Below are 11,419 nucleotides of genomic sequence, written 5' to 3'. Positions count from 1 at the left end.
GCCGTCGCCCCTGCGGGGCGAAGGAATAAGGAATTTTTTTGGAATATGGTTAAAAGAAAAGAATTTTTTTCGGTTGCAACCCTTTAAAAGTTTTTGGGGAGGGTGGGGGTCCGGGGGAGGGAACCCCTTTTTTCAAAAAGGGGTTCCCTCCCCCGGATGCCTTCCCATCTCCTCCTCCCCCTATCACCACAATGCCCCATGTTTTTGAAGTCAGCGAACTGACGCGGTCGGTGAAGGACGTCGTCGAGTCCGAGTTCCCCTTTGTCTGGGTACGCGGGCAGGTGGTGAATTTGTCGCGGCCGGGCTCGGGGCATTTGTATTTTTCGTTGCGCGATGCCGAGGCGTCTTTGGCGGTGGTGTGGTTTCGGGGCGCGCAGGGCGGCAAGGCCTTGGCGGGTGGGGGGCGGTATGACCCGCTGACGGGCGAGGTTTTCGAGGAGTCGCTGGCGAAGAGTCTGGCCGATGGCATGGAGATCATGGTTGCCGGGCGGCTGACGGTCTATGCCCCGCGCGGTGTGTATCAGCTGGTGGCCGAGCTGGTGCAGGAGGTGGGCGAGGGCCGGCTGTGGCAGGAATTCGAAGCGCTCAAAAAGGAGCTGGCGGCCAAGGGCTATTTTGCCCAGGAGAGGAAAAGGGCCTTGCCGCGTCATCCGCTGCGGGTGGCGGTGGTGACCGCGCCGGCGGGCGCGGCGGTGCGCGATTTCATCCGCATCGGCCGGGAGCGGGGTCACGGGGCGGCGGTGCGCATTTACCCGACGCTGGTCCAGGGCGACGCCGCGCCGGTGGGGATTGTCCGGGCCATGCTGCGGGCCGTGTCCGACGACTGGGCCGAAGTGTTGGTGCTCATTCGCGGCGGCGGGTCGCTGGAAGATTTGTGGGCGTTTAACACGCCCGAAGTGGCGGGGGCGATCTTCGCCTCGCCGCTGCCGGTTGTGACCGGCGTGGGCCATGAGGTCGACGTGACCATTGCCGACATGGTGGCCGATGTGCGGGCGGCCACGCCAAGTCATGCCGCCCAGCTCTTGTGGCCGGAGCGGGCCCAACTGACCCAGCGCCTGGACGATCTGGAGATGGCGGCGCGGCGCGGCATGGCGCGGCTTGTGGCCATGCGGGAGCGGGAGCTTGTCGCCCTGGCCCGGGGGCTTGCCTGGCTCTCGCCCCGGCAGCGATTGGCGCGGTTGGATGAATCTTTCGCTGGCGCGGCGGCGCGGCTTACGCGGGCCGGGAACGGCTGGCTGGGAAAATTTGCCGCCCGGTTGGATGCGGTTGCCGCCAAGATGGCGGGGCAGTATGGGCCGCACAGCCTGGAAGCCAGGGAGGAATCCCTTTCCCGCCGGACGGAGCGGCTCGGCAATGCGTTGCGATTTTTCCTGGCCGGGCGGGAAAACCGGCTGGATCTGGCCGCGGCCGAGCTGGCCGGCCTCGATCCCATGGGGCCGCTTGCGCGCGGCTACAGCCTGACGACGCTTTCCCGCACCGGTAAATTCCTGCGCCGGGCGGGGGATGCGCGGCCGGGCGACAACCTTTCCATCATGGTGTATGCAGGCCGCGTCGAGGCGCGGGTAACGGACGTCGCGCCCGCACCGGCGGATGCGGACGATGTCGGACGCGACGGGGAGAAGGCATGAGCGCGGGCAAACAAGAGTCTTTTGAAAAGGCGTTGGAACGCCTGGAACGTATCGCCGCGCGGCTGGAAGCCGGAGATGTTCCCTTGGAAAAGGGTGTGGCCCTGTACAAGGAAGGCATGGGGCTTGTCGCCGACTGCCGCAAACGGCTCGAGGCGGCCAAGCTGGAGTTGTCCCTGGCCGGTGAGGACGGCGCGCTTAAGCCTTTTGACGTCGAAGATGCGCGGCTTGCCGATGCGGACGGCGAAGACGGGGAGGAACTCGCGTGACGGTGAAGGAACGATTGGCCGCCCAGGCGGCCGAAGTGGAAGTGTACATCCGGGAGCGCTTCGGCGCGCGCATGCGGGAGCGCGGCGTGCCCGAGGGACTGCTTTCGGCCATGGAATATTCGTTGATGGCCGGGGGCAAGCGGTTGCGGCCCTGCCTGTGCCTGTCCTTTGCCGAGCTTTTCGGCGCGCCCCGGGCCAGCGTCATGCCGTTTGCCGCCGGGTTCGAGCTTATCCACACCTATTCGCTTATCCACGACGACCTGCCGGCCATGGACGACGACGACCTGCGCCGGGGCCGGCCCTCGAACCATAAGGTTTTCGGCGAGGCCGGGGCCATCCTGGCCGGCGATGCGCTTCTCACCGAGGCGTTTGGTTGCATGAGCCGCTCCTGGCCGGCTGTCGCGGCCGAGTTGGTGCTGCCGGCCCTGGCCGAGGCGGGGCGGGCGGCGGGCGCGGCCGGCATGGTCGGCGGCCAGATGCTGGATATGGAATTTACCGCCCGCCAGGGCGTGACCCTGGCCGAACTGGCCCATATGCAGGCGCTCAAGACCGGAGCGCTCATTACCGCTTCGTGTGTGTGCGGCGCGATCCTGGCCGGCGCGGCCGAGGACGGCATCAGCCGGGCCCGGGAGTACGGCGAGGCCGTGGGCGCGGCGTTCCAGATCGTCGACGACATTCTCGACGAGGTTGGCGATGCGGCCACCATGGGCAAGCCCGTGGGCAGCGACCGGGAGCAGGGCAAGAGCACCTATCCGAGTCTGGTCGGGCTTAACGAGAGCCGGCGGCTGGCCGGGCAGCGTGTGGATGCGGCCCTGGCCGCCATTGCCGCCTACGATGGTCCGGCGGCGGATTTTCTGCGGGATTTGGCCCGCTATATCGTGGTTCGGGTCCAATAGGCGCGAAGCCGTAAGCCGCGCCGGGAGGCGACATGATCGGCAAGGCACGACGCATGGGCAGGAGAAGGGTGCTTGGGCTTTTAGCCGGGGCGGCTCCGGCGCTTTTCGCGGCCAGGGCGGCCTGGGCCGGGGAGACGCCGGCGGCCATGGACGCCATAACCGCCATCAAGACCCGGCGCAGCGTGCGCGCTTACACCGCCGAGCCGGTGACGGACGCAAAGGTCGAGGAGATCCTGCGCTGCGGCATGCAGGCCCCTTCGGCCTGCAACGAGCAGCCCTGGCAGTTCGTGGTGGTGCGCGACAAGGCGATCCTGGCCAAGGTCGGTGGCATCAACCCCTACGCCGCCTATGCCAAAAACGCCCCGGTGGCCATATTGGTCGCCGGCGATCTCTCCCTGGACAAATGCGGCGGCTATTGGATCGAGGACACGTCGGCCTGCGCCCAGAACATGCTCCTCGCCGCCCATGCCATGGGCCTTGGCGCGGTGTGGACCGGCATTTATCCGCTGCCCGAACGGGTGGCGGCGTTTCGGGCGTTGCTCAAGATGCCGGAGACGACAACCCCCATGGCGCTGCTCGTCATCGGCCATCCGGCCGAGCAGCCCGCCCCAAAGGACCGCTATCGGCCCGACCGGGTCCATCACGACGTCTGGTGATGGCCGGCAATGAAGCCGTGCTGTCGATGCCCACTTTTGGCGTCATCCGGCAGGCACAAGAAAAGGACCAGCAGATGACCGTACTTTCGGACACGGCGCTTCACATCCTTCCCCGGATTCAAACTCCCCATGACGTGGCCGGGTTGACGCCGGAGGAAAAGGCTGTCCTGGCCGAGGAGATCCGGCAGGTCATCATCGGCACGGTCTCCATGAACGGCGGCCATCTGGCCCCGTCGCTCGGCGTGGTGGAGCTGACCCTGGCCCTTCTCTCCGTGTTCGATCCCGGCCGGGACAGGCTGGTGTGGGACGTGGGCCATCAGGCCTATGCCTACAAGCTTTTGACCGGCCGCCAGGAGAACTTCCATACCCTGCGCACTCTGCACGGCATAAGCGGTTTTCCGCGCCCGGCCGAAAGCCCCTACGACCATTTCGGCGTGGGCCATTCGAGCACCTCCATCTCCGCCGCCCTCGGCATGGCCATGGCCCGGGACCGCAAGGGCGAGGACCACGACGTGGTGGCGATCATCGGCGACGGCTCCATGACCGCCGGACTCGCCTACGAGGGGCTCAACCAGGCCGGCGGCTGGGGCGGCCGGCTCATCGTCGTCTTAAACGACAACGAGATGTCGATCTCGAAAAACGTCGGCGCGCTTTCGCTTTTCTTAAGCCGCAAGCTCAACCAGCGCTGGGTCAAGCGGTTTAAAAAGGACATGGAGAACTGGATCAGTTCCTTCCCCTTCGGCGGCGACGTCATGGGCTACGTCAAGCGCGGCGAGGAGTCGTTCAAAAGCTTTTTCACGCCCGGCATGCTGTTCGAGGCTTTCCGCTTCAACTACCTCGGTCCCATCGACGGCCACGACACGGCGCGTCTGACCGAGGTGTTCAAGGAAGTGCGCGAGATCGAGGGCCCGGTGCTGGTCCACGTGCTGACCAAAAAGGGGCGCGGCTACGCCCCGGCTGAGAAAAACCCCACCTATTTTCATGGGGTGGGCTGTTTCGAGCCCGAGACCGGGCTGGTGGAAAAGCCGGGCGTGTGCCCGCCGAGCTACACCCAGGTCTTCGGCCGGGCCCTGACCGCCCTGGCCAAGGACGATGCGCGCGTCATGGCCATCACCGCCGCCATGCCCGAGGGCACGGGGCTTTCCGATTTCTCCGCCGCCATGCCCGAGCGCTTCGTGGACGTCGGCATCTGCGAGCAGCACGCCGTGACCTTTGCCGCCGGTCTGGCCAAGGAGGGCTTCAAGCCCGTGGTCGCCGTCTATTCCACCTTTTTGCAGCGTTCCTATGATCAGATCGTGCACGACGTGTGCCTGCAAAACCTGCCCGTGACCTTCTGCCTCGACCGGGCCGGGCTGGTGGGCGAGGACGGGGCCACCCACCATGGGGCCTTTGACCTGTCCTACCTGCGCCACATCCCCCACCTGACGGTGATGGCCCCGGGCAGCGAGGCGGAACTGCCGGGGATGCTGGCAACGGCCCTGGCCCAGTCCGGCCCCGTGGCCATACGCTATCCCCGCGGGGCCGGCGAAGGCCTGCCTCTGCCGGAAAAGCCCGAGCCTCTGCCCATCGGCAAGGGGGAGATGGCGCGGCCCGGCAAGGACGGGCTGGTCGTCGCCATCGGCAGCCGGGTCATGCCGGCCGTGGTCGCGGCCAACGAACTGGCCGCCGAGACCGGGCGCGAGGTGGCGGTTTTCAACGCGCGCTTTGTCAAGCCGTTGCCGCGTGAGCAGTTGCTGGCGCTGGCCAAGGAATTCCCCTTGTGGCTGACGGCCGAGGAAAACGTGCTGCAGGGCGGCTTCGGTTCGGCCGTGCTGGAGATGCTCGCCGACGCCGGGGCGCTTACCGGGCTGACCGTGCGGCGGCTGGGGCTGCCCGACGACTTTGTGGAGCACGGCGCGCAAAAGGCCTTGCGGGCGATTTGCGGTATCGACAAGGATGGCATCAAGGCCGCTTTGCGCGCGTTGCTCGGCCTGTAGCCCCATTTGTGCGGGAAAGTCCGGGGCGCGCCGCTTTACGGTGCGCCCAAGAGCGGCTATGTTTCTCGTTCTCGCGTCCTGGGCCATACCTGTTATCAAGGCACATTCGCCCACTGCCCAGGCATCACGTGGTGCGGGGATTTTCCCCATACAGCCCCGCCCCGACATAACCGAAGGAGTCATGATGGCCGCCATATCCCGTTTCATGGAAACCCATTTCCGTCACTTCAACGCCCGCGAGACCCTGGACGCCGCCAAGGCCTGGAACGACCTGCTCGGCAAGGGCGGCAAGATGTTCTTGTCCATGGCCGGGGCCATGAGCACTTGCGAGCTCGGCATTTCCCTGGCCGAGATGATCCGCAAGGACAAGGTCCACGCCATAAGCTGCACCGCCGCCAACCTTGAGGAGGACCTCTTCAACCTCTTCAATCACAACGAGTACAAGATGGTCCCCGAATACCGGGATCTCTCGCCCGAGGCGGAAAAGGAGCTTTACGAGGGCGGCTTCAACCGCGTGACCGACACCTGCATTCCCGAGGGCATCATGCGGCAGGTGCAGCACCGTATCTCCAAGCTCTGGGTCGACGCGGCCGAGACCGGCCAGTCGAAGTTCCCCTACGAATATATGTACGCGCTGCTGGACCAGTCCGACATTGCGGAGTTTTTCCAGATTCCGCGCGAACATTCCTGGGTGCTGGCCGCCAAGGAAAAGGGACTGCCCATCTTCACCCCCGGTTTCGAGGACAGCACGCTTGGCAACATTTTTTGCGCCGAGGTTATGCAGGGCCATGTGAAGAGCCACGACGCGGTGCGGCACGGCACCGAACAGATGGAGCTTTTGGCCAAGTGGTACACGGAGCAGGCCAGGACCGACACGCCGGTCGGATTTTTCCAGATCGGCGGCGGCATAGCGGCCGATTTTTCCATCTGCGTGGTGCCCATGCTGATCCAGGACCTGCGGATCGAGGACACGCCTTTCTGGGCCTACTTCGCCCAGATCGGCGATTCGACCACGTCCTACGGCTCCTACTCCGGGGCCGTGCCCAACGAGAAGATCACCTGGGGCAAGCTGGACGTGGACACGCCGCGTTTCATGATCAACTCCGACGCCTCCCTCGTGGCCCCGCTGATTTTCGGCTACGTTTTGGGCTGGTAGTTCGTGATAAAAAGCGCAAACTCTTGGCAGTCAATGGGAATGGGCGTAGCTTGAAATCGCGGAAACGAGAACGCATTTCGGCCCGCCCGCGCGGGGAAACGCATAACGCACGAAACCGCAAACCCTGGAGGCTGCCATGAGCGAGTTCACCGAAGCCGATCTGCCCGTCAGCATTGATCACGAACAGATGGTGACGCTTGGCGACGGGACGACCATCCGGTTCGAGACCAACGGCGAGGCCAAGGACCTCTATGTAGGCGATGCGTTCACGCCGACGATCCAGCTCTTTCCCGGCTGCGACTACTGTGTCGAATCCGAGGGAAAGACCTTCAAGGTCACGGCCGAATTCGAGGATGTGGTCACGGTTTCCAAGGTTTGACTCGTAAAGGCCAATTGAAGTCAAAGGCCGGAGGCGTGAGCCTCCGGCCTTTTTTGCGTCCGAAAAGCTGGGAAGTTAGCCGTCTTGGTCTTGGTCCGTCGCCTCGTCCCCGACGTCCAGGCGGTCGAGAATCAGGCCGAAAAAACCGGTGCCGTCGTCGGCATGGTGATGCCAGCCGAGGTGTGCGCCGCAGGTGGCGCAAACGGCCATGCGCCACTGGCCTCGCGAGGGCTTGGCGAAATCCATGGCGAAATGCCCGATGACGGCGCAGCCCGGGGCAAGGGAGAAACAGCCGATTTCCTGGTCCGGGCCGAAGCCGGACGGCACGGTGTGGCGGTGGGAGCCGTCGACGGCGATGCGCAGGGCCGAACTGGTGATGGCGGCCCCGCATTGGGCGCAGACGAAGCGGTCGCCATGGGCCAGGGCCGGATTGGTGATGCAGGGGCGGGGGAAAGTGCCCGTATCGTCCGTCTTGTCCGCCTCGTCCAGGTCGTAGGTGAGATGGAAGGGCGGGTTGGTGGTGAAAAGGGTGATATGCTTGTTCATGGGGGCTCCCCACGGGCCGCTTGCGTGTGCTGCGGTGGCGCTCCCGTTGTCTGTTTATTTCCTCCTTTCGGAGTTCGTTTTTTAAATAGTCACGCCGCGGGCGCAGGCAAGCGTCGGCCGGAAAGTTTCCGGTCGCGGACCTGCCGCGCCCCGGCGGGGACGTTATTCGGGCAGACCAGCCATATCTTCCGGCAGGGCGAGCAGGCGGTCCTGGATCAGGCCGAAAAAGCCCAGCCCCCTGGAAGACAGGTAATACCAGCCGAGGTGGGCGCCGCAGGTGGCGCAAAAGGCCGTCTGCCACAACCCGTCGTCCTCGCCGGTGAAGTCCAGCTTGAAGTGGCCGATGACGCGGCAGCCGGGGGCCAGGGAGAAACAGCCGAATTCCTGATCCACGCCCTTGGCGGTGGGGAAGGTGTGGCGGTGGTGTCCGCCGATGGCGATGCGCATGCCCGCCCGGGTGACTTCCATCTCGCACACGGCGCAGGCGATGCGGTCGGCGTGGGCTAGGTCGGGATTGTCGAACACGAACCTGGGCTGCGGCTCTAAGATCAGGTCATCTGCTGAATTTGTTGTCAAAAACACGCCTGAGGCTTTCATGAAATGCTCCTCGGGTCGAAGCCGTGTTGGACGACGGCCCTTTTCCGTTTGCATTTAAGTCAAAAAATGCTATTTTAGTTGATTTAGTCAAGTTAAATTTAGCTGGCCAAGACGAATTATGCGCATTTTTTCACATCCTCAGACCTCGGATGCGGCCGGACCGGACACCAGGCGGTTGAGGATCAGCCCGAAGAAAAATCCCCCGGATACAGGGACATAACGCCAGCCAAGGTGGAGCCGGCACACCGCGCAAAGCGCCATTTGCCAGCGTGTTCCCGGGAACCAGGAAAAATCCGACGTCACCGCCCCGGCCCCCAGGCAACCGGGGGCGGCGGCAAAACAGCCGATCTCGAAAATGTGGCCGTACGGATTGGCGAAGGTATGGCGGTGGTCGCCGTCGACCGTGATGCGCCGGTTTTCGGAGGTGACCACGGCGCGGCAGGCGATACAGCAAAGGGGGCGGTCGCCCGGCAGGGCGGCCCCGGCCCGGGGTTCGATCATCCGGCCGGGCCGCCCGGTCCTGCCCGGCCCGTCACCCGGCGCGCGGCCCCACCTCGGGATGGGACGGGGCGGCTGGATGACCCGTGGGAAGGGGGAAAGGGGCATGGATGGCTCCGGCTGGCGATTTCCATTGCGCGCGGGCCGGTGCTTTTATACAATTTTCCCGATGGGGCGGCCCGGTGGCAGACCGGCTCGCCAAACCGGCCGCCACATGGTTTTTTTTGAATGCGCGTCTACCTCGGACACCTCTCGTTAAACGATCCCTTGCAGGGCTATTTGCGGGACTGCATCCTGCCCCAGCTTACGGCGGCCGGGCGGGAACCGCGCTGGCGGGTCTACCGCGTTTCGGCCGAAAGCGACGTCTACCTCTACGAGGACAAATGGAGCGGGGCCCGGGTGGTGGGCAAGTTCTACGCCCGCGCCCGGGGCTTAAACGGCAGCAACGCGCCCCAGTCCGCGCAAAACGAATATCGCAATCTCGAATACGTGAGAAGCCTGGGCTTTACCGGGCCGCCGGATACCGTTGTGCGCCCCTTGGGAGCCAATCGCGATCTCGGGGACCTGCTCGTGGTGGAGCATGTGACCGGCGAACAGCTCGACGCCGTCATCGCGGAGGCCGCCGGAGCGGGCCGCTCGGACAGGCTTTTCACCAAGCTGTCCGGTTTGGCCCGGTTTTTCGCCCGGCTCCACAACGGCACGGCCGGCGGCGAACGGGTGGATTTCACCCGTACCCAGGCCTATTTCGAGCGGGTGCTGACCTATCTTGGCGGGCAGGGCATGGCGTCCTCCCGGCGCCTCGACCGGCTGCGCGAGCTTTCCCGGGCCTACGCCGCCCGGCCCGAGGTGTGGCAGGACGCGCAGGTCTGCGTCCACGGCGACGCCACACCCTCCAATTTTCTCTTCGGCCATGGTCGCGACGTGTGCGCCATCGACCTCGAGCGCATGCACCGCGACGACCGGGTCTACGACGTGGGCCGGCTTTGCGGGGAGCTCAAGCACTGCTTTATGTTGGCGACGGGCAACCCCGCCCGTTCGGAACCGTTCATCGGCCATTTCCTGTGGGAATACGCCGGGCATTTTCCCGACAGGAAGCGGGCCTTCGACGCCATAACGGCACGGCTGCCGTTTTATCTTGGCCTGACGCTTCTGCGCATCGCCCGCAACCACTGGCTCGACGACGCCTACAGAAGACGGCTCATCCAGGAGGGCAAGGCCATTTTAAAGGGAGGTTTGGCATGACGGTGCGGGGCATCATTTTCGACATCAACGGCACCCTCGTCCATATCGAAACCGACGAGGGCAACGAGCAGATCTACCGTTCCATCAGCCACCTGCTCAAGTATTACGGCATCCGCACCAACCGGGGCGACGTGCGCGACGGCTATTACCAGATTCTAAAGGACCAGCGCCGGCGCGGCGGGGAGCAGTATCCGGAGTTCGACGCCGTGGCCGTGTGGCGGGAATTCATTTTGGACCGGGCCGGTCGGTCCGGGGTGACGATCCCCAAAAACAAGCTGGCCGTGCTGCCGCATTTTCTGGCCGAGCTCTACCGGGGCATCGCGCTCAATTGCCTGGAACTCTACCCCGGCGTGCGCGAGGTCCTCGACGAGCTGCGGCCGCGCTATCGCCTCGCCGCCCTGACCGACGCCCAGACGGCCTGGGCCGTGCCCGAGATGCGCATGGTCGGCCTCGATTCCTATTTCTACCCCGTCATCGTCTCCGGCGACCTCGGCTACCGCAAGCCCGATCCGCGCATCTTCGCCCTGGCCCTCAAACGCATGCATCTGCATGCCGGGGAAGTGCTTTTTGTCGGCAACGACATGTACCGCGACGTTTACGGCGCGCGCCAGGCCGGGCTGCGCACGGTCTTTTTCGCCTCCGGCCAGGGGCAGCAATCCATGGACGGCGTCGAGGCCCATTACAACATCTACAACTTCGGCGAACTGCGAAACGCGGTGCGTTTTTTCGAGGAGCAGGGCTAGGCGCGGGGAAGGAGGGGAGGGGAGAAATGCCTCCGGCGGCCAGGGGGAAACTTTTTGAAAAAAGTTTCCCCCTGGACCCCCTTCAAAAACTTTCGAAAGGGGGAAGGGCGGCGAGTGCTTCCACGAAAAGGGAGGAGAAGATGTACTGGGATGAAACTTCAGGCGTTCCTTCAAGTTTGATTCTCGATCCGAGGGTGGCGGCCTATTTGAAGCCAAACGCCCGGGTGTTGGACCTGGGCTGCGGCGCGGGCCGGATGCTCGGGGAAATGGCCGGAACCGGCCGCTTCGCCGTGGGCGCGGACCGCAATTTTCCGAGTCTGGCCGCCGCCGCCGACCAGGGCTGTCGCGTGGTGCGGGCGGATCTCGCCGCCTTGCCCTTTGCCGACGATGCCTTCGACGCCGGCATCATCCATGCCGTGCTGACCACGCTCAATCCCCGGCAAGTCCGCCTGGACGTCTTGGCCGAGGCCCGCCGGGTCGGCTGCCGGGTGCTGTGCGTGGCCGATTTTCTGCAAAACTGGGATCTGCCTTACTACACGGCCCGCTACGAAGCGGGGTTGCCCGAAACGGGCGAGGCCGGCAGTTTCGTCGTCCGGGAGGAGGGCAGGGTGCTCTACACGGCCCACCATTTCACCCTGGAGGAACTCGAGGGCCTTTTCGGAGCGGTCGGCTACCGGGTGGCCTTTGCCGATACGCCCAAGGTGCGCACCCGGTCCGGCAAGACCGTCACGGGCGTGGTTCTGGCCGCCGTTGCCGACGGTGATTGACGAAACGGGCTTCTGACGGCTAAAACGCAACCCTTTACGATGCCATCCGTCACAACACGGGGAGGTCCC

The 11,419-nt window shown here is 64.9% G+C and carries 13 protein-coding genes; 10 read left to right on the top strand and 3 right to left on the bottom strand.

The genetic code is table 11. From position 1 onward, the window contains the following. Positions 1-191 precede the first annotated feature (191 nt). The 7 genes from xseA (at position 192) to DESFRDRAFT_RS10000 (ending at position 6,957) form a co-directional block, all read left to right on the top strand. Positions 192-1,628, top strand: coding sequence for an exodeoxyribonuclease VII large subunit (gene xseA, locus DESFRDRAFT_RS10030; protein WP_005993549.1), 1,437 nt, complete (start codon positions 192-194; stop codon positions 1,626-1,628). Further along, positions 1,625-1,894, top strand: coding sequence for an exodeoxyribonuclease VII small subunit (gene xseB, locus DESFRDRAFT_RS10025; RefSeq protein WP_005993547.1), 270 nt, complete (start codon positions 1,625-1,627; stop codon positions 1,892-1,894). Before xseA ends, xseB begins: the two co-directional genes overlap by 4 nt. Next, positions 1,891-2,790, top strand: a complete 900-nt coding sequence (locus DESFRDRAFT_RS10020) for a polyprenyl synthetase family protein (RefSeq protein ID WP_005993545.1) — start codon at positions 1,891-1,893, stop codon at positions 2,788-2,790. Before xseB ends, DESFRDRAFT_RS10020 begins: the two co-directional genes overlap by 4 nt. 32 nt (positions 2,791-2,822) lie before the next feature. Continuing rightward, positions 2,823-3,446, top strand: a complete 624-nt coding sequence (locus DESFRDRAFT_RS10015; RefSeq protein WP_005993543.1) for a nitroreductase family protein — start codon at positions 2,823-2,825, stop codon at positions 3,444-3,446. A gap of 74 nt (positions 3,447-3,520) precedes the next feature. Then, positions 3,521-5,422 carry a 1-deoxy-D-xylulose-5-phosphate synthase gene (gene dxs, locus DESFRDRAFT_RS10010; RefSeq protein ID WP_043794446.1) on the top strand — a complete coding sequence of 634 codons (1,902 nt, stop codon included), beginning with the start codon at positions 3,521-3,523 and terminating at the stop codon, positions 5,420-5,422. A gap of 184 nt (positions 5,423-5,606) precedes the next feature. Then, the gene (locus tag DESFRDRAFT_RS10005) at positions 5,607-6,578 is read left to right on the top strand and encodes a deoxyhypusine synthase family protein (RefSeq protein ID WP_005993541.1); all 972 of its coding nucleotides are present in this window, start codon (positions 5,607-5,609) and stop codon (positions 6,576-6,578) included. Positions 6,579-6,714: 136 nt separating this feature from the next. Continuing rightward, positions 6,715-6,957, top strand: coding sequence for a hypothetical protein (locus tag DESFRDRAFT_RS10000; RefSeq protein WP_005993540.1), 243 nt, complete (start codon positions 6,715-6,717; stop codon positions 6,955-6,957). Positions 6,958-7,032: 75 nt separating this feature from the next. Here DESFRDRAFT_RS10000 and DESFRDRAFT_RS09995 read toward each other — a convergent pair whose 3' ends face one another. The 3 genes from DESFRDRAFT_RS09995 to DESFRDRAFT_RS09985 form a co-directional block, all read right to left on the bottom strand. Then, the gene (locus DESFRDRAFT_RS09995; protein ID WP_005993539.1) at positions 7,033-7,503 is read right to left on the bottom strand and encodes a cereblon family protein; all 471 of its coding nucleotides are present in this window, start codon (positions 7,501-7,503) and stop codon (positions 7,033-7,035) included. Positions 7,504-7,665: 162 nt separating this feature from the next. Continuing rightward, on the bottom strand, positions 7,666-8,100 hold the full coding sequence (locus DESFRDRAFT_RS09990; protein ID WP_005993538.1) for a cereblon family protein: 435 nt from the start codon (positions 8,098-8,100) through the stop codon (positions 7,666-7,668). 138 nt (positions 8,101-8,238) lie between these two features. Continuing rightward, positions 8,239-8,601 (bottom strand): cereblon family protein, encoded by a 363-nt coding sequence (locus DESFRDRAFT_RS09985; RefSeq protein ID WP_144004993.1) that lies wholly within the window; start codon positions 8,599-8,601, stop codon positions 8,239-8,241. Between the two features lie 225 nt (positions 8,602-8,826). Between DESFRDRAFT_RS09985 and DESFRDRAFT_RS09980 the strand changes: the two genes are divergently transcribed. The 3 genes from DESFRDRAFT_RS09980 (at position 8,827) to DESFRDRAFT_RS09970 (ending at position 11,350) form a co-directional block, all read left to right on the top strand. Next, positions 8,827-9,840: a phosphotransferase family protein gene (locus DESFRDRAFT_RS09980; protein ID WP_005993536.1), complete on the top strand. Its 1,014-nt coding sequence runs from the start codon at positions 8,827-8,829 to the stop codon at positions 9,838-9,840. After that, positions 9,837-10,583, top strand: a complete 747-nt coding sequence (locus DESFRDRAFT_RS09975) for an HAD family hydrolase (RefSeq protein ID WP_005993535.1) — start codon at positions 9,837-9,839, stop codon at positions 10,581-10,583. Before DESFRDRAFT_RS09980 ends, DESFRDRAFT_RS09975 begins: the two co-directional genes overlap by 4 nt. 140 nt (positions 10,584-10,723) lie before the next feature. Next, positions 10,724-11,350, top strand: coding sequence for a class I SAM-dependent methyltransferase (locus tag DESFRDRAFT_RS09970; RefSeq protein WP_005993534.1), 627 nt, complete (start codon positions 10,724-10,726; stop codon positions 11,348-11,350). Positions 11,351-11,419 lie beyond the last annotated feature (69 nt).

The organism is Solidesulfovibrio fructosivorans JJ] (assembly GCF_000179555.1).
GTDB lineage: Bacteria > Desulfobacterota > Desulfovibrionia > Desulfovibrionales > Desulfovibrionaceae > Solidesulfovibrio > Solidesulfovibrio fructosivorans.
Note: the sequence above shows the minus strand (reverse complement) of the source record. Positions and strands in the feature narration are given on the sequence as shown.

Excerpts from the sequence above, each read along its gene's own strand:
- DESFRDRAFT_RS09985 (WP_144004993.1), bottom strand. The coding sequence starts at position 8,601 with ATGATCGAACCCCGGGCCGGGGCCGCCCTGCCGGGCGACCGCCCCCTT.
- DESFRDRAFT_RS10005 (WP_005993541.1), top strand. The coding sequence starts at position 5,607 with ATGGCCGCCATATCCCGTTTCATGGAAACCCATTTCCGTCACTTCAAC.
- DESFRDRAFT_RS10000 (WP_005993540.1), top strand. The coding sequence starts at position 6,715 with ATGAGCGAGTTCACCGAAGCCGATCTGCCCGTCAGCATTGATCACGAA.
- DESFRDRAFT_RS09980 (WP_005993536.1), top strand. The coding sequence starts at position 8,827 with ATGCGCGTCTACCTCGGACACCTCTCGTTAAACGATCCCTTGCAGGGC.
- DESFRDRAFT_RS10015 (WP_005993543.1), top strand. The coding sequence starts at position 2,823 with ATGATCGGCAAGGCACGACGCATGGGCAGGAGAAGGGTGCTTGGGCTT.
- DESFRDRAFT_RS09995 (WP_005993539.1), bottom strand. The coding sequence starts at position 7,503 with ATGAACAAGCATATCACCCTTTTCACCACCAACCCGCCCTTCCATCTC.
- xseA (WP_005993549.1), top strand. The coding sequence starts at position 192 with ATGCCCCATGTTTTTGAAGTCAGCGAACTGACGCGGTCGGTGAAGGAC.
- dxs (WP_043794446.1), top strand. The coding sequence starts at position 3,521 with ATGACCGTACTTTCGGACACGGCGCTTCACATCCTTCCCCGGATTCAA.
- DESFRDRAFT_RS09990 (WP_005993538.1), bottom strand. The coding sequence starts at position 8,100 with ATGAAAGCCTCAGGCGTGTTTTTGACAACAAATTCAGCAGATGACCTG.
- xseB (WP_005993547.1), top strand. The coding sequence starts at position 1,625 with ATGAGCGCGGGCAAACAAGAGTCTTTTGAAAAGGCGTTGGAACGCCTG.
- DESFRDRAFT_RS09970 (WP_005993534.1), top strand. The coding sequence starts at position 10,724 with ATGTACTGGGATGAAACTTCAGGCGTTCCTTCAAGTTTGATTCTCGAT.
- DESFRDRAFT_RS09975 (WP_005993535.1), top strand. The coding sequence starts at position 9,837 with ATGACGGTGCGGGGCATCATTTTCGACATCAACGGCACCCTCGTCCAT.